This is a genomic window from Pantoea sp. E956-1, assembly GCF_982223955.1.
Window position 1 is genome coordinate 100,929 of record NZ_CEUYZP010000008.1, and the last position, 16,045, is coordinate 116,973.

Genomic DNA, 16,045 nt, shown 5'->3' on the forward strand with positions numbered 1-16,045 from the left:
CCATGAAAGGTACAGCCCTCCCGTTTCGGGAAAAACTGGGATATGGCATGGGCGATGCCGGATGCAACATGATTGGCGGTGCCATCATGCTGTTCCTGAACTACTTCTATACCGACGTTTTCGGCCTGGCCCCGGCGCTGGTGGGAACCCTGCTGCTCTCGGTCAGGGTGCTCGATGCGGTAACCGATCCGATTATGGGTGCGATCGCCGATCGTACCCAGAGCCGCTGGGGCCGTTTTCGTCCCTGGCTGCTGTGGGTTTCCGTACCTTATGTCGTGTTCAGCGTAATGATGTTCACCACGCCAGACTGGACTTATCACAACAAGGTGATCTGGGCCTTCGTCACCTACTTCCTGATGTCGCTGACCTACACGGCGATTAACATCCCTTACTGCTCTCTGGGCGGCGTGATTACCAACGATCCCGGCGAGCGCGTCTCCTGCCAGTCATACCGCTTTGTCATGGTCGGCATCGCTACGCTGATACTTTCTTTGTCACTGCTGCCGATGGCAGAGTGGTTTGGTGGCGAAGACAAAGCGCGCGGCTACCAGATGGCGATGGCGGTACTGGCAACCATTGGCCTGGCGATGTTTCTGTTCTGCTTTGCCACAGTACGTGAACGTATCCGCCCTGCCGTGCCGAGCAATGATGACCTGAAAAAAGATCTGCGTGACGTCTGGAAGAATGACCAGTGGGTACGCATTCTGCTGCTGACCTTCTGTAACGTCTGTCCCGGCTTCATCCGCATGGCAGCCACTATGTATTACGTGACCTGGGTCATGGGCCAGTCAACGCACTTCGCCACGCTGTTTATCAGCCTGGGTGTGATTGGCATGATGGTCGGCAGCACGCTGGCGAAACTGCTCACCGATCGCTGGTGCAAACTCAAAGTCTTCTTCTGGACCAATATCGCGCTGGCACTCTTCTCCAGCGGTTTTTACTGGATCGATCCCCACGCCACCGTGATGGTCGTGGTCGCCTACTTTGTGCTGAATATCCTGCACCAGATCCCCTCTCCGCTGCACTGGTCACTGATGGCCGATGTGGATGACTACGGCGAATGGAAAACCGGCAAACGCATCACCGGCATCAGCTTCTCCGGCAATCTGTTCTTCCTCAAGGTGGGACTGGCGGTTGCCGGTGCGATGGTCGGCTTTCTGCTGTCGATCTATGGCTACAATGCGGGCGCTAAACAACAGTCCCCTGAGGCAATTAACGGCATCATGCTGCTGTTCACCATTATTCCGGGTGTCGGCTATCTGATTACCGCCGGTGTGGTACGACTGATGAAAGTCGACCGCAAAATGATGATTACCATCCAGCAGGATCTCGCGCTGCGCCGCGAAAACTTCCATGAGTTACACACCGTTCGCCTGCGCGACAGTGTTGTCACGCCAACCGGAGATATTAAATGACCGCAATCTTGCCGAATCCTTTTATCGAGCAGCGCGCCGACCCCTTTATCCTGCGCCATGAACAGGACTATTACTTTGTAGCATCGGTGCCAGAGTATGACCGGCTGGAGATCCGCCGCGCCACGACGCTGGCTGGCCTGCGCAGCGCCGAGCCGGTGGTCGTCTGGCGCAAGCCCGAGAGCGGCCCCTTTAGCGAGTTAATCTGGGCACCTGAGCTGCACTACATTGACGGACAGTGGGTCATCTATTTCGCGGCAGCACCGACGCGTGAAATCAAAGAGGGACTGTTTCAGCACCGGATGTATGCGCTGGTGTGTGAGGCGGAAGATCCGCTGCAGGGGGAATGGCAGCCCTGCCGCCGGGTCTTCAGCCAGTTCGACAGCTTCTCACTGGATGCCACCCACTTCGTGCATCAGGGTAAAAACTGGTATCTCTGGGCGCAGAAAGATCCATTGATTCCCGGCAACTCTAACCTCTATCTGGCTGAGCTGCTTAATCCCTGGACGCTGAAAGGCACGCCGGTGATGCTGAGCCGGCCAGAATATGAGTGGGAGTGCGCAGGCTTTAGCGTTAATGAAGGACCGGCGGTTATCCGTCACGGGGAGCGGCTGTTTGTGACCTACTCCGCCAGCGCCACCGATGAGAATTACTGTCTGGGAATACTGTCGATTGCTGCTGATGCCGATCCGCTTGATGTCGCCGCATGGCAAAAGTCTGCACGGCCGGTATTTGTCTCCAGCTGGGACAACCATCAGTATGGGCCGGGTCACAACAGTTTTACTCAGGATGAGGCGGGACGCGACGTGCTGGTGTACCACGCGCGTAACTACACTGAAATTGAAGGCGATCCGTTATGGGATCCTAACCGCCATACCCGACTGAAATATTTCAGCTGGCGGGAAGATGGCACGCCTGATTTCGGCGTGCCACCTGCCGATTACACCAGCGTACCGTAAATCGTCAGCAACGCGACAGCGACCACCAGTACCAGTGAGGTACGCTTCGCTAACGCCACGGCAACCCGTGGCGTTTCGACTTTATCGGTGTGCGGATCGCGTGACAGTGAGAACTGCGCCAGGGTCGTCAGCACCTGATACTGAGAACGATGCCGATCGGTCAGCGAAGCAAACCAGGCGGGCAGCGCTTTTTCGCCATGACCCAGCAAGGCGTAAGCCACACCCGCCAGCCGCACCGGGATCCAGTCGAGAAGATGCAGAATGGCATCCACGCCAGATTGTGAACGCGCCATCGGTGTTCCGTGCTTTGCCAGCCAGCCTTGCCAGGCCCGCAGAAAAGCGTAACCCACCAGCAGCACTGGCCCCCATGGGCCGCCCACCACCAGCCAGAACATCGGCGCGAGATAGAAACGGAAGTTTATCCAGATCAGGGCATTCTGCAGTTCACGCAGGAACTCGCGCTCGCTGCATTCCACCGGCACGCCATGGATCAACGTCAGTTCAGCCGCCATTGCCTGATGCGCAGCATCGTCGTCATGACTGGCCGCTTTCAGGTAGCTGTGGTAGTGCTGCCGCACCGACCCGGCACCGATACAGAGCAGTCCGGCAACGATCCAGAACAGGAGTTGCAGCACGCCAAACAGCAGCCCTTTCAGACTCCAGACCACCAGCGCGGTCAGCGCCATCGCCAGCACGGTCATCAGCAGGGTGCGCATCATTGAGAAATGGCGGCGCTGGCGAAAGATCGGCTCCAGCCGGTGTTCGAACTGCCAGTGCTCGCCCAGTTTAAACAGGCGCTCCCAGCCTAAAACCAACAACAAGGTAAACAACGTCATACTGACTCCGCAAAAATCAGGATTTTTGCTGCGTTAACAGCTGGTTGTAGTAGTCCCAGTCAAAAGCAGGTCCGGGATCGGTTTTGCGTACCGGTGCGATGTCGCTGTGCCCCGTGATACGTGCAGGCGTTAACGGATAGTGTTGCAGCAGTAATTGCGTCACCTGCTGCAAGGCCCGGTATTGCGCCTCGCTATAAGGCTCACTGTCTGTCCCTTCCAGCTCGATGCCTATGGAGAAGTCGTTGCAGTTTTCACGTCCTTCGAACTGCGAAATGCCTGCATGCCAGGCGCGTTTATCAAAGGGGACATACTGCACGATCTCCCCGTCACGGCGAATCAGGCAGTGTGCCGCCACTTTCAGCGCGGCGATATCCGCAAAATAGGGATGGGCATCGGGCGGTAAGGTGCCGGTGAACAGTTTATCGATCCATGGCCCGCCAAATTCACCGGGTGGCAGGCTGATATTGTGGATAACCAGCAGTGAAGGTGCCTCATTATCAGGGCGCTCATTGTAATGCGTTGACGGCACGTGACGCACACCGGTCAGCCAGCCCTGTTTGATTTTCATCGCGGTTTTCCTTATTTCACCTGGCTGAGAATAGCATGAATAATAAAGGATTCTTGTTTCTTAGTGTGCCGGTCTGATGACATTCACGCACCGCTTGTTAAGGATACTAAACAAAATACGACCAGTCGCTGGAATCGAATGGCGGTTCAGGCTATTGTGACCGCCTCTGTCATTCCCCTTTCTGGAGAAAACGCCTATGTCATCCCGTGGTTATGATCCTGACAGCCGTCGTCAGGCATTGATTAAACGCATTGAAAGTGACATCCCTGATGCCGTTGCGCTGGCGTTAAAAGAGGATCTTGGTGGTGAGATTGATGCTGACCGCGATATTACCGCACAGCTGTTACCTGCCGATACTCAGGCCGATGCGCAGGTCATCACCCGCGAAGCCGGTGTTTTCTGTGGTAAACGCTGGGTTGAAGAGGTGTTTATTCAGCTCGGTTCGCATGCAACCCTGAACTGGCATGTCGAAGATGGTGATCAGATCGAGGCTGACCAGTTGCTGTTTGAAATCGAGGGGCCTGCCCGGCTGCTGCTGACCGCCGAGCGAACGGCGCTTAATTTTGTGCAGACGCTCTCAGGCGTTGCCACCGAAGTCAGCCGCTATGTCGCGCTGCTGGCGGGAAGCCAGACGCAACTGCTGGACACGCGTAAAACCCTGCCCGGACTGCGGACTGCGCTAAAATATGCCGTGTTGTGCGGCGGTGGCAGTAATCATCGGCTGGGCCTCTCTGACGCTTATCTCATCAAAGAGAACCATATTATTGCCAGCGGCTCGATTCGGCAGGCAGTGGAAAGAGCGCAATGGCTGCAGCCCGATGTGCCGGTTGAAGTTGAGGTGGAATCGCTGGAGGAGTTACGCCAGGCGCTGGAAGCCGAAGCCGATATCGTGATGCTGGATAACTTCAGCCTGGAAGCGATGCGTGCCGCCGTCGAACTTAATCAGGGTCGGGCGTTGCTGGAGGTCTCCGGTAACGTCACCGAAACCACCCTGCCACAGATCGCCCTGACCGGCGTGGACTATGTTTCGGTTGGCGCGCTGACCAAGCATGTGCGGGCGCTGGATCTCTCGATGCGCTTTAAACAAAAATAGCCTGCCTCGCCGTCACTCAACACGGCGATTTTGCGAGCCTGCTTACAGCGCAGTTTCAACTGCGCTGTAAGTCTGAAATCTGTTCACATCACGCTTTCCAGTTTGCCCATCTCTGCCTGTCTTTTACTGCCCCCGATTTTTAACCTGTCGCCTTCTTAATACGGAGACGATGTGATGAATTATCAACGTGGATTTACGCTGGTTGAACTGATGATTGTGGTGGGTATTGTGGCAATCTTAAGTGCCATCGGCCTGCCCGCTTATCAAAATTATCTGCAGCGTGCTGCCCTTACTGACATGCTGCAAACCATGGTGCCCTATAAAACCGCAGTTGAGCTTTGCGCCATGGAGCGCGGCGGCCCGACGCAGTGCCAGGCCGGAGAAGCGGGTATTCCTGCCGCCAGAGGATCACGCTATGTCTCGGCACTGAGCGTGACTAACGGGGTCATTACGCTGACCGGCCAGGAGAGCCTGAATGGGCTGAGCGTTGAAATGCTGCCGCTCTGGGACAGCACCGAGGGCGGCATCAGCTGGCAACGCAGCTGCACCAGCAGCAACAATAGCCTGCGCGACAATTGCCTGCAGCAGTTCCGCTTTGCGGATAAAGGAGCCAGCGATGAGCAAGCCTGATGAGGCGATCGCGGCATTATGTCAGCGCTATCGTGCCCTGGTTTTGCACCATGATGCCAGCCAGTTGCGTGTTGCCGTCGCGGAAAGCGTGCCGCCAGGGCTGGCTGAAGCCCTCCATTTTGCCAGCCAGTGTCAGATTGAGATTGAATGCTGGCCGCAGGCACGGCTCGACCAGCTTCAGCACGCTGACACACCGCTGGTGGCACGCGAAGAGACGCCCACAGAATCCGCGATCGAAGCGACACAGCTGATCCTGCATCAGGCGCTGGAGCGTCGCGCCTCAGATATACATATCGAACCCGGCCGTAATGGCCTGCGGGTGCGTCTGCGTATCGACGGCGTATTGCACCCCCTATCTTCCCTGCCCGCCACCCAGCCTGCTGCGCTGCTGGCGCGACTGAAGATCCTCGGCGGACTGGATATCGCCGAACGCCGGTTACCGCAGGATGGTCAGTTCAGTCTGGAGATCGCCGGTAAACCCGCCTCTTTTCGCCTGGCGACCTTACCCATCTACGGTGGTGAGAAAGCGGTGATCCGGCTGTTGCAAAGTGAAAGCGCGGCGCTGTCGCTGGATAAGCTCGGCTTACCCGCCGCGCAGTTGCGCCTGTTCTGCGCCGCGCTGGCGCAGCCGCAAGGGCTGATTCTGGTCACCGGGCCTACCGGCAGCGGCAAGACGTTTACGCTCTATAGCGGACTCAGTGCCCTGAATACGCCGGAAAAAAATCTGTGCAGCGTTGAAGATCCGATTGAGATCCCACTGCCCGGCATTAACCAGACGCAGATCCATGCTAAAAACGGCCTCGATTTTAACCGCGTGCTGCGGGCGCTGCTGAGACAGGATCCGGATGTGATCATGGTAGGAGAGATCCGCGATGCTGAAACGGCGGAGATTGCGGTTAAAGCGGCACAGACCGGACATCTGGTGCTGTCGACTCTGCACACCAACTCCACCGCCGAGACTCTGACCCGTCTGCGACAGATGGGCATTCCCGGTTATCTTCTGGGGTCGGCGCTGAAACTGATTGTTGCTCAGCGTCTGGTTCGACGCCTTTGCCCCTATTGCCGTCAGCCCGCTCAGGCGGTGGCGCACTATCCTGCGGAACTCTGGCCCGGTACCTTGCAAACCTGGCGGGCACCCGGCTGCGACCACTGTTTTTCCGGCTATTTTGGCCGGCTGGCACTGTTTGAACTGCTGCCGATCAATGCCAGGCTGCAAAATGCGATCGCCGCCGAAATGCCGCTGGAGAATCTGCTCAGCCTGGCGAAACAGCAGGGATTACGCACCCTGCTGGTGTCCGGCCTGGAGGCGGTAAGCCGGGGCGATACCTCGCTGGAAGAGATGCAACGGGTGATTGGGCTGGACGATGGCTGATGCGTCTTTATTTCGCTGGCAGGCGGTCGATAGCCAGGGCCAGTTAGTCAGTGGCCAGCTACTGGCTACCGACAGTGATAACCTGCTGCTGATGCTGGCGCAGCGCGATCTTCTGCCGGTGAGCTGGAAGCGAGAAAAAGTGTGGCGTCAGAGTGAATGGAAGTGGCAGCACAAAACCGATCTGATTCGTCAGCTGGCCACCCTGCTCAAAGCGGGACTGCCGCTGGCAGAGAGTCTGGCTTTGCTGGCTGAGGGCCATCCGCATGCAGGCTGGCGTGCTCTGATGCTCGCCCTGCATCATCGGGTACTCAGCGGTGCCCCTTTTTCTCAGGCTTTACGTGAATGGCCGCAGATTTTTCCGGCGCTCTATCCGGCCCTGATGGAAGTGGGCGAACTGACCGGTCAGCTGGATACCTGTTGCAGTGAGCTGGCCCGGCAACAGATTCGGCAGCAGCAGTTATGGCATCAGGTGGCGAAGGCGCTGCGTTATCCTCTGTTCATTCTGCTGGTGGCGATTGCGGTCACCTGCGGCATGCTGCTGTTCGTTCTGCCAGAGTTCGTTGCCGTCTATGACTCCTTTGATGCCCCTCTGCCCGCCTTTACGGCAGCGGTAATGCAGTTATCTGCCGCGCTTCAGGAGTGGGGAGCAGTGTTAGCCATCGGCGTATCGCTGATGCTGGTGGCCTGGCACCAGTTACGACGACGCTCTGCGGGCTGGCAACGCCGTGAGCAGGCGATTTTCCTGCGCATCCCACTGCTATCCGGGTTGTGGCGCGGTACGCAGTTGACGCAGATCTACACCATTCTGAATCTGACACAGCGCGCCGGGTTAACTTTGCTACAGGGACTGGCTGCCGTTGAAGTCACGCTCTCATCATTGCTCTGGCGGGAAGCAATGGCCGGACTGCAGCAGCACATTGCTCAGGGGAATCCTCTGCATCAGGCGCTGATGCATCATCCGCTGTTCACACCATTATGCGGTCAGCTGGTTCGCGTCGGCGAAGAGGCGGGCGCGCTGGATTTGATGCTGGCTCGCCTGGCGGAATGGCATGAGGCAGAAACCCGTGAGCGCGCTGACACACTGGCTGCTTCGCTGGAACCGATGATGATGGTGGTGATTGGCGGCATTGTCGGCACGCTGGTGATTGCGATGTATCTGCCGGTGTTCGGGCTGGGTGATGCGATGCATTAAGGGGCGCAGGCTGCGCCCCGGATAACTATCGGTTGAAAACCCGGTTTTCCTGCTCATTAACCCGGATAAAGGTGGTGCGCTTGGTCAGCTCTTTCAGCCGTTCCGCGCCCACGTAAGTGCAGGCGGAACGCAGTCCCCCCAGAATATCGCGCGCGGTGTCCGCTACCGGGCCACGTAATGGCAGCTTCACCGTTTTACCTTCTGCTGCGCGATATTGCGCGACACCGCCAACGTGACGCTTCATCGCCGATTCGGAACTCATGCCGTAAAACAGCATAAAGCTTTCGCCATTCTCTTCGACCACCTGCCCTTCACACTCATCATGTGCCGCCAGCATGCCACCCAGCATTACGAAGTCGGCACCGCCGCCAAACGCTTTCGCAATATCGCCAGGCACTGAACAGCCGCCATCACTGACAATCTGTCCGCTTAAGCCATGCGCCGCATCGGCACATTCAATTACAGCGGAAAGCTGCGGATAACCCACGCCGGTTTTCACCCGGGTTGTACAGACCGAACCCGGACCAATACCGACTTTGACGATATCTGCGCCAGAGAGAATCAGCTCTTCCACCATTTCGCCCGTTACCACGTTACCGGCACAGATAGTTTTAGCCGGGAAGGTTTCACGGGCACGCTGCAGAAAATCAACAAAATGCTGAGAGTAGCCGTTGGCCACATCGATGCAGATAAACTGCAGATCGTCTGACAGCGCCATAATCGCGACCAGTTTGTTGAGATCGGCCTCCGAGGTGCCGGTTGAAACCATCACATGTTGCAATACCGTCGCGGGAACACGCTGAATAAACGCGCGCCACTCATCTACGCTGTAATGCTTATGGACGGCTGTAAGGATATTGAAGCTGGCCAGCGCCTCAGCCATTGAAAATGTGCCGACGGTATCCATGTTGGCGGCGATAATCGGTACGCCGCTCCAGCTCAGGCCCGAATGTCTGAAGGTAAAGCTGCGTTCCAGCTCAACCTGTGAGCGGCTTTGCAGCGTGGAGCGTTTGGGGCGGATTAAGACATCTTTAAAGCCCAGTTTTAAATCTTCTTCAATACGCATAAACAGTGTCCTGGTAAGTGGCAATGAATCGTCGTTCACGAAGTAAGCACAGCTCCAGTGACGTTATGATACGCGCCTCTCGCTGCGCGACAAGACTGCGATTTTCACTTTATTTACGCTACAATCCGTTAAATTTCATTGTGCTTTATCGGTGTGATCTGACGCGCATTTTTGCGTTTTTTATTCAGATCATTACCCTGAAGCCCTGTCGAACAGAGAAGTCAGGTGAGAAACATGCCCTATATCGTCGCGCTTACAGGGGGGATCGGCAGTGGTAAAAGTACGATTGCCCAGGCATTCGCAGCGTCTGGTGTGGAAATTATTGATGCTGACCTGATAGCACGTGAAGTTGTCGAACCCGGCACACCCGCTTTGCAGGCCATTCAGGCGCGCTATGGCACGTCGATAGTGACTGATCAGGGGAAGCTTGATCGTAGCCGACTTCGCGACATTATTTTTCAGCAGCCGGAAGAGAAAAGCTGGTTAAACGCGCTGCTGCATCCACTGATTAATGCCCGGACGCGTCAGTTGATCGCCGAAGCCACCACACCTTATGTGCTCTGGGTGGTGCCGCTACTGGTGGAAAATCAGTTACAGCACCAGGCTGATCGGGTACTGGTGGTGGATGTTGATGAGGCAACGCAGTTAGCGCGCACCCGGCAGCGTGATCATCTTTCCGTCGCCCAGGCGAAACGCATTCTTGCCGCACAGGCGACGCGCCAGCAGCGCCTCGCCTGTGCCGATGACATTATTGATAACAGTGGCGAGCCCGACGACGCCTTGCCGCAGGTTGCCGAACTCCATCAGCGCTATCTCAGGCTGGCGGCAACGAAACAGGATTAATACCATGAGCACACCCGTTCTGTTTGAACACCCACTGAATGAAAAAATGCGAACCTGGTTACGGGTTGAGTTTTTGATCAATCAGTTAGATGAAATTGTCCCACTGGATAAAACCGTTAATGCGCTGACCTTTTTTCGCCTGATTAGCGAGTTGCTCGACATTTTTGAGCGGGGCGATATGCGTACTGAATTGTTAAAAGAGCTGGAGCGTCAGCAGCAAAAGTTACGTGCATGGGCTGATGTGCCAGGTGTTGATATGACGCTGGTTAATGCCCTGCGCGATAAACTCAAAATTCAGTCGACGCAGTTGATGAATGCCCCACGTATGGGCCAGCAACTCCGCGAGGATCGTCTGATTGCCCTGGTGCGGCAGCGCCTGAGCATCCCTGGTGGATGCTGCAGCTTTGATTTGCCGGGCCTCCACATCTGGCTCCATCTGCCGCAGGAAGCACGCGATGCGCAGGTCGAAGCCTGGATGCAGACGCTGGAGCCACTGCATCATGCGCTAGCGATGATACTGGATCTAATCCGCCAGTCCGGCGCGTTTCATGTGCAGACCAGCCTTAATGGTTTTTATCAGGATAATGCCGAAGGCGCCGATCTGCTGCGACTGCAGTTGTCGCTGGAGGATGCGCTCTATCCACAGGTGTCCGGACATAAAAGCCGCTACGCCATTCGTTTTATGCCGCTTGATAGTGAGCGCGGTGAAGTTCCGGCCCGCCTTAATTTTCAACTGGCCTGTTGTTAGAGGTAAAAAATGCAGCAAGAAGTGATGACCGTTGCCTGTCCGCAGTGCGGCAAAGATGTGATCTGGGATGAGCTCAGCCCGTGGCGCCCCTTTTGCAGTAAGCGCTGCCAGCTCATTGATTTAGGTGAGTGGGCCGCAGAAGAGAAACGTATTCCCAGCCGCGACGATATGAACGACAGTGACAACTGGAGTGAAGAGGATCGCTGATAGCCGAACCGGATGGGGCGCGCCGCCCCATCCGCTCAGAGTTCGCCGGTGATCAGACGCGCAATCAGCTGATGATTTGCGGGCGGAAACTCCTCAGCCACCAGCGCATGCTGATCAACCCAACGCTGCGGCTGGCCCTCTTTGCCCCACGGCTCGCCTTTCCACCCTTCAACCAGAAAGAAATGCAGCGTCACGCGCAGATCGTCATAGCTATGGTCTGCATGACCAATCGGGCGTGCCTGGGTGACCTCAATCCCGGTCTCTTCCTGAAGTTCCCTTATCAGTCCCTGTTCGGCGCTTTCGCCCGCTTCAATTTTACCGCCAGGAAACTCCCACTTGTTCGCCATGTAAGAGGTCGCCGCGCGCTGGGCAAGAAAAATTTGTTTACTGGCATTGCGAATGATGCCAACTGCAACCTGCAGGTGCTTCATGGAGACTATCCGGTAGTAATGGGTGAATGAAGCCTGATTTTAGAGCATGCCGTAGCGGATGTTAACCGCTTTAGCTCAACGGAGTCGCTGTTGCCTGGGTGGCAGAGGCCATAAAAAAAGGAGCCAGCGGCTCCTTTTTTATTAGCATTCAGTCTCAGGCGATACGGCCATGACACTGCTTGTACTTTTTACCGGAACCGCATGGGCAGGGATCGTTACGGCCGACTTTGCGTTCGCCACTCTGCTCCGCCACAGGCTCTGCTGCTGCCAGCAGATCCTCTTCAACATGGCTCAGCTGCTGTTGCTGTGCCAGACGTTCAGCTTCTTCGCGACGTTGTTGCTCCATCGCTTCAACTTCTTCTGGCATGCGCACCTGGACTTTGCTCAGCGTACTGATCACTTCATATTTCAGTGATTCAAGCATAGCGGCGAACATGGCGAAGGATTCACGCTTGTACTCCTGCTTCGGATCTTTCTGCGCATAGCCGCGCAGATGGATGCCCTGACGCAGATAGTCCATCGCGGCCAGATGCTCTTTCCACAGCGAATCCAGCGTCTGAAGCATTACGCCTTTTTCGAAGTTGCGCATCATCTCTGCGCCAACGATCTCTTCTTTCTCAGCGTAACTTTCCATGGCATGGGTCATGATGCGCTCACGCAGCACTTCTTCATGCAGGTCAGGCTCTTTATCCAGCCACTCTGCAATCGGCAGGTTCAGATCGAAGTCAGTACGCAGACGCTCTTCCAGGCCTGGCACATCCCACATCTCCTCCAGCGACTGCGGTGGAATGTAAGTATCGATGGTGACTTTGTAGACGTCGTGGCGAATGCTGTTGATAGTTTCGCTAACGTCAGACACATCCAGCAGCTCATTACGCTGACTGTAGATGGCGCGACGCTGGTCATTAGCCACATCATCATATTCCAGCAGCTGCTTACGAATATCGAAGTTACGGCTTTCAACTTTGCGCTGGGCATTGGCAATCGCTTTGGTGACCCACGGATGCTCAATCGCTTCGCCTGGCTTCATGCCCAGTTTACGCATCATATTCGAGACGCGGTCTGAGGCAAAAATACGCATCAGCGCATCTTCCATTGAGAGGTAGAAGCGAGAAGAACCGGCGTCACCCTGACGACCTGCACGACCACGCAGCTGGTTGTCAATACGACGCGATTCGTGACGCTCAGTCCCGACGATGTGCAAGCCACCTGACGCCAGTACCGCATCATGACGAATCTGCCATGCCGCTTTAATCTCTTCGATTTGCGCTTCAGTTGGCTCTTCCAGTTCGGCCACTTCAGCGTGCCAGCTGCCGCCCAGCATAATATCCGTCCCACGTCCGGCCATGTTGGTGGCGATAGTGACCGCACCTGGCTGACCGGCCTGCGCCACGATATCCGCTTCGCGGGCGTGGAATTTAGCGTTCAGGACGTTATGTTTGATACCGGCGCGAGTCAGTTCGTTAGAGACCACTTCTGATTTCTCAATCGAGATGGTCCCCACCAGCACCGGCTGACCATTGGCGGTACGCTCACGGATATCTTCGATAATGGCATCGATCTTCTCTTTCTCGGTCATGTAGACCAGGTCAGCCAGATCTTTACGCACCATCGGACGGTTGGTCGGCACGACAATGGTGTCGAGCTTATAAATGGAGCTGAATTCAAATGCTTCGGTATCAGCGGTACCGGTCATACCGGCCAGCTTCTCGTAAATACGGAAGTAGTTCTGGAAGGTGATAGAGGCCAGCGTCTGGTTCTCGTTCTGGATCTCAACGCCTTCTTTCGCTTCAATCGCCTGATGCAGACCATCAGACCAGCGACGACCCTGCATGGTACGGCCGGTGTGCTCATCAACAATCACCACTTCGCCATCTTTCACGATGTAATCCACATCGCGGGTGAAGAGTGCGTGCGCACGCAGTGCAGCAGTGACATGGTGCATCAGCATGATGTTGGTCGGAGAGTAGAGTGACTCGCCCGCTTCCATGATGCCCTGGCTGACCAGCAGCTCTTCCACTTTGACCAGACCGCGCTCAGACATGTGAGCCTGACGCGCTTTTTCATCGACCCAGAAGTCGCCTTCACCCTGATGGGTTTCGGTATCTTCTTTATCCTGGCGAACCAGATGAGGGATGATCTTGTTCACTTTGGTGTAAAGCTCAGAACTGTCTTCTGCCGGACCAGAGATGATCAGCGGCGTACGCGCTTCATCGATCAGGATGGAGTCGACCTCATCCACCAGCGCATAGTGCAGTTTACGCTGTACACGCTCTTCCGGGCTGAAAGCCATGTTGTCGCGCAGGTAGTCGAAGCCATATTCGTTATTGGTACCGTAGGTGATGTCTGCTGCGTAAGCTTCACGCTTTGCCACCGCCGGCAGGCCCGACATGTTGATACCAATGGTTAAACCCAGGAACTCAAACAGCGGACGGTTGTTCTCCGCATCACGCTGTGCCAGATAATCGTTGACGGTAACCACGTGAACGCCTTTGCCGGACAGCGCATTCAGGTAGGCTGGCAGCGTTGCGGTCAGCGTTTTACCTTCACCGGTTCGCATCTCAGCGATGCAGCGATCGTTCAGCACCATGCCACCGATCAGCTGCACGTCGAAGTGACGCATCCCGAACACGCGTTTACTCGCTTCACGCACGGTTGCGAACGCTTCCGGGATCAGGCTTTCCAGCGATTCACCTTTTTTCAGGCGTTCGCGGAACAGATCAGTTTTCGCTTTCAGTTCATCATCAGAGAGCTTCTCAAAATCGGGCTCCATCTTATTGATGACGTCCACCACTTTACGCATACGACGCAGGGTACGATCGTTACTGCTACCAAAAACCTTGGTCAATATTTTGCTAAACATAATAAATATATTCTCAATTCAGCCGGAGTATTCCGGACTGCGAAATCTAAACAGAGTGAGTAAAACCAAAAATATTAGCAGAACAATCGGGCGGGTCCGGCGCGTATGCCATGCACGCTGGCATGCCATTCTACCCATGAGCGGGTAACGGCCATGAAAAGAGGCGGCGTAGTGATCTGCTGCGGTGCAGTGTGCAGCGCAGAATGTGATGTCAGTAAACTATGCAGTGAGTCGATCAGCGCCAGCTTTTGTGCCGCCAGCGGTAATGTCTGTTGCTCCGCCTGCGCCTGGGGCGCCAGCGTGAAAGAGAGATGACGAATAACGGTGCGGATGGCGTGCTGATGCCAGTAATCCACGCTGAAGCTCGGGCGTCGGGATGCTTCCTGCAGCCGGATCAGGTGATCAAAGCGTGTGGCATTGCCCAGAAAGAGGCTGCTGGCCGGAGATTCAGACGACGCGTTGAGTTCGGAGCTTTGCGCACAGGCTGGCAGGCCAAAGCTGGCCGCTACCATCCCTAACAGGAGATGAGGCCAGAAATAGCGTCTACCTAATTGTCGCCAGCGCAGAAGAATCCCGATCACAACCTTTCCATCGCGCATGCTCTGTTGCGCTCTTGTTTTCTGGTACCCGCCGCGAGCCGCAACGGATTTCGGCCTGTAAAAGCGCCACAGATAGTATCATTAATGTGGGGCATCCACACCTGGGATTAAAGTGATGGCGAGAGAAAACGCGCGTGATTGTTCAGCATTTCAGCAGAACAGACAACGTGTTGCGAGCCAGGTCGCAGTCATCAGACGTGTGATAAGAGGCAATAAAAAACGGCTGGTGCCGCTGACCGGAGAGGGTGTCAGCATAACCAGCCGTTTCACGTTCCGGGGTAATTAAGCCAGAACCAGATTCGGTGCTTTGAATGCCAGCGGCAGTTCAGCTTCGTCTTCGAAGGTTGCCCATTCCCAAGCTTCCTGCTTAGCCAGAACCGCTTGCAGCAGCTTGTTGTTCAGCGCGTGGCCCGATTTGAACGCAGTGAATGCGCCAATGATGTTGTGACCACACATAAACAAGTCGCCAATCGCGTCCAGCATTTTGTGACGGACAAACTCGTCCTCAAAACGCAGGCCTTCTTCATTCAGTACGCGGAAATCATCCAGACCTATCGCACAATCTAAGCTACCGCCCAGGCACAGGCCTTTAGACTGCAGATATTCGATTTCACGCATAAAGCCAAATGTACGCGCCCGGCTGATTTGACGAACAAAGGCGTCAGCAGAGAAGTTCATCGCATAACGCTGTGAGCTGGAATCGATGGCCGGGTGTTTGAAGTCGATGGTGAAATCGAGCGAGAAGCCGTTAAACGGTTTGATCTCGGCCCATTTGTCACCCTCTTCCACACGCACGGTCTGCTTAACACGCACAAATTTCTTCGCGCTGTTGAGCTGCTCGATGCCCGCATCCATCAGCAGATAGATAAACGGTGCTGCGCTGCCATCCATGATCGGGATTTCTGGTGCATCAACTTCAACAATAATGTTGTCGATACCCAGACCCGCCAGGGCGGCATTGAGGTGTTCAACCGTTGAAATACGCACGCCTTCATCATTCACCAGGCAGGTACTCAGCATGGTGTCGCGCACGTATTTTGCATCAGCCGGAAAATCTACCGGTGGATTCAAGTCGGTGCGACGATAGATGACCCCGGTATTAGCCGACGCAGGGCGTAATGTCAGGGTGACTTTTTTGCCGGTATGTAAACCGACACCTGTCGCCTGAACAATACGTTTTAATGTCCTTTGTTTGATCATCGTATTATCTCGCAATATCACCTGTC

The 16,045-nt window shown here is 55.6% G+C and carries 16 protein-coding genes; 9 read left to right on the forward strand and 7 right to left on the reverse strand.

From position 1 onward, the window contains the following. Positions 1-2: 2 nt before the first annotated feature. Positions 3-1,415, forward strand: a complete 1,413-nt coding sequence (locus tag AC0T7J_RS18250; RefSeq protein WP_473795674.1) for a glycoside-pentoside-hexuronide (GPH):cation symporter — start codon at positions 3-5, stop codon at positions 1,413-1,415. After that, the gene (locus AC0T7J_RS18255; protein ID WP_473795675.1) at positions 1,412-2,371 is read left to right on the forward strand and encodes a glycoside hydrolase family 43 protein; all 960 of its coding nucleotides are present in this window, start codon (positions 1,412-1,414) and stop codon (positions 2,369-2,371) included. Before AC0T7J_RS18250 ends, AC0T7J_RS18255 begins: the two co-directional genes overlap by 4 nt. On the opposite strand, the gene ampE is transcribed toward AC0T7J_RS18255, so the two are convergent. Together ampE and ampD are read right to left on the reverse strand one after the other, a co-directional pair. Then, a complete protein-coding gene (gene ampE, locus AC0T7J_RS18260) occupies positions 2,353-3,207 on the reverse strand; it encodes a beta-lactamase regulator AmpE (protein WP_473795676.1) in 855 nt (284 codons plus the stop codon). The two genes, AC0T7J_RS18255 and ampE, sit on opposite strands and share 19 nt — an antisense overlap. 16 nt (positions 3,208-3,223) lie before the next feature. After that, on the reverse strand, positions 3,224-3,775 hold the full coding sequence (gene ampD, locus AC0T7J_RS18265; RefSeq protein ID WP_473795677.1) for a 1,6-anhydro-N-acetylmuramyl-L-alanine amidase AmpD: 552 nt from the start codon (positions 3,773-3,775) through the stop codon (positions 3,224-3,226). A 196-nt stretch (positions 3,776-3,971) separates the two neighbouring features. On the opposite strand from ampD, the gene nadC reads away from it, so the two are divergent. From nadC to hofC, 4 genes are all read left to right on the forward strand, one after another. After that, positions 3,972-4,868, forward strand: coding sequence for a carboxylating nicotinate-nucleotide diphosphorylase (gene nadC, locus AC0T7J_RS18270; protein WP_473795678.1), 897 nt, complete (start codon positions 3,972-3,974; stop codon positions 4,866-4,868). Positions 4,869-5,042: 174 nt separating this feature from the next. Next, entirely contained in the window at positions 5,043-5,498 is a 456-nt protein-coding gene (gene ppdD, locus AC0T7J_RS18275) for a prepilin peptidase-dependent pilin (RefSeq protein WP_010253922.1), read from the forward strand. Continuing rightward, positions 5,485-6,870, forward strand: a complete 1,386-nt coding sequence (gspE, locus tag AC0T7J_RS18280; RefSeq protein WP_473795679.1) for a type II secretion system protein GspE — start codon at positions 5,485-5,487, stop codon at positions 6,868-6,870. The genes ppdD and gspE overlap by 14 nt, the downstream gene beginning before the upstream one ends. Beyond that, on the forward strand, positions 6,863-8,062 hold the full coding sequence (gene hofC, locus AC0T7J_RS18285) for a protein transport protein HofC (protein ID WP_473795680.1): 1,200 nt from the start codon (positions 6,863-6,865) through the stop codon (positions 8,060-8,062). Before gspE ends, hofC begins: the two co-directional genes overlap by 8 nt. A gap of 25 nt (positions 8,063-8,087) precedes the next feature. Here the strand turns inward: hofC and AC0T7J_RS18290 are convergent, their stop codons facing one another. Further along, positions 8,088-9,128 carry a GMP reductase gene (locus AC0T7J_RS18290; protein WP_039386510.1) on the reverse strand — a complete coding sequence of 347 codons (1,041 nt, stop codon included), beginning with the start codon at positions 9,126-9,128 and terminating at the stop codon, positions 8,088-8,090. Between the two features lie 234 nt (positions 9,129-9,362). Here AC0T7J_RS18290 and coaE point away from each other — a divergent pair, with 234 nt between their 5' ends. The 3 genes from coaE to yacG are packed head-to-tail and all read left to right on the forward strand — an operon-like array spanning position 9,363 to position 10,926. Next, on the forward strand, positions 9,363-9,971 hold the full coding sequence (gene coaE / locus AC0T7J_RS18295; protein ID WP_473795681.1) for a dephospho-CoA kinase: 609 nt from the start codon (positions 9,363-9,365) through the stop codon (positions 9,969-9,971). 4 nt (positions 9,972-9,975) lie between these two features. After that, entirely contained in the window at positions 9,976-10,719 is a 744-nt protein-coding gene (zapD, locus tag AC0T7J_RS18300) for a cell division protein ZapD (RefSeq protein WP_010671830.1), read from the forward strand. 9 nt (positions 10,720-10,728) lie between these two features. Continuing rightward, on the forward strand, positions 10,729-10,926 hold the full coding sequence (gene yacG, locus AC0T7J_RS18305) for a DNA gyrase inhibitor YacG (RefSeq protein WP_010253903.1): 198 nt from the start codon (positions 10,729-10,731) through the stop codon (positions 10,924-10,926). Between the two features lie 35 nt (positions 10,927-10,961). Here yacG and mutT read toward each other — a convergent pair whose 3' ends face one another. From mutT to lpxC, 4 genes are all read right to left on the reverse strand, one after another. Then, positions 10,962-11,357, reverse strand: coding sequence for an 8-oxo-dGTP diphosphatase MutT (mutT, locus tag AC0T7J_RS18310; RefSeq protein WP_473795682.1), 396 nt, complete (start codon positions 11,355-11,357; stop codon positions 10,962-10,964). Between the two features lie 154 nt (positions 11,358-11,511). Next, on the reverse strand, positions 11,512-14,220 hold the full coding sequence (gene secA, locus AC0T7J_RS18315) for a preprotein translocase subunit SecA (RefSeq protein ID WP_473795683.1): 2,709 nt from the start codon (positions 14,218-14,220) through the stop codon (positions 11,512-11,514). 74 nt (positions 14,221-14,294) lie between these two features. After that, positions 14,295-14,801 carry a secA translation cis-regulator SecM gene (gene secM, locus AC0T7J_RS18320; RefSeq protein ID WP_329608306.1) on the reverse strand — a complete coding sequence of 169 codons (507 nt, stop codon included), beginning with the start codon at positions 14,799-14,801 and terminating at the stop codon, positions 14,295-14,297. Positions 14,802-15,101: 300 nt separating this feature from the next. Further along, positions 15,102-16,019, reverse strand: coding sequence for a UDP-3-O-acyl-N-acetylglucosamine deacetylase (gene lpxC, locus AC0T7J_RS18325; protein WP_010253894.1), 918 nt, complete (start codon positions 16,017-16,019; stop codon positions 15,102-15,104). Positions 16,020-16,045: the final 26 nt, after the last annotated feature.

Bases quoted from the DNA above. Each gene is read 5' to 3' on its own strand.
- AC0T7J_RS18250 (WP_473795674.1), top strand. From the start codon at position 3: ATGAAAGGTACAGCCCTCCCGTTTCGGGAAAAACTGGGATATGGCATG.
- AC0T7J_RS18255 (WP_473795675.1), top strand. From the start codon at position 1,412: ATGACCGCAATCTTGCCGAATCCTTTTATCGAGCAGCGCGCCGACCCC.
- ampE (WP_473795676.1), bottom strand. From the start codon at position 3,207: ATGACGTTGTTTACCTTGTTGTTGGTTTTAGGCTGGGAGCGCCTGTTT.
- ampD (WP_473795677.1), bottom strand. From the start codon at position 3,775: ATGAAAATCAAACAGGGCTGGCTGACCGGTGTGCGTCACGTGCCGTCA.
- nadC (WP_473795678.1), top strand. From the start codon at position 3,972: ATGTCATCCCGTGGTTATGATCCTGACAGCCGTCGTCAGGCATTGATT.
- ppdD (WP_010253922.1), top strand. From the start codon at position 5,043: ATGAATTATCAACGTGGATTTACGCTGGTTGAACTGATGATTGTGGTG.
- gspE (WP_473795679.1), top strand. From the start codon at position 5,485: ATGAGCAAGCCTGATGAGGCGATCGCGGCATTATGTCAGCGCTATCGT.
- hofC (WP_473795680.1), top strand. From the start codon at position 6,863: ATGGCTGATGCGTCTTTATTTCGCTGGCAGGCGGTCGATAGCCAGGGC.
- AC0T7J_RS18290 (WP_039386510.1), bottom strand. From the start codon at position 9,128: ATGCGTATTGAAGAAGATTTAAAACTGGGCTTTAAAGATGTCTTAATC.
- coaE (WP_473795681.1), top strand. From the start codon at position 9,363: ATGCCCTATATCGTCGCGCTTACAGGGGGGATCGGCAGTGGTAAAAGT.
- zapD (WP_010671830.1), top strand. From the start codon at position 9,976: ATGAGCACACCCGTTCTGTTTGAACACCCACTGAATGAAAAAATGCGA.
- yacG (WP_010253903.1), top strand. From the start codon at position 10,729: ATGCAGCAAGAAGTGATGACCGTTGCCTGTCCGCAGTGCGGCAAAGAT.
- mutT (WP_473795682.1), bottom strand. From the start codon at position 11,357: ATGAAGCACCTGCAGGTTGCAGTTGGCATCATTCGCAATGCCAGTAAA.
- secA (WP_473795683.1), bottom strand. From the start codon at position 14,220: ATGTTTAGCAAAATATTGACCAAGGTTTTTGGTAGCAGTAACGATCGT.
- lpxC (WP_010253894.1), bottom strand. From the start codon at position 16,019: ATGATCAAACAAAGGACATTAAAACGTATTGTTCAGGCGACAGGTGTC.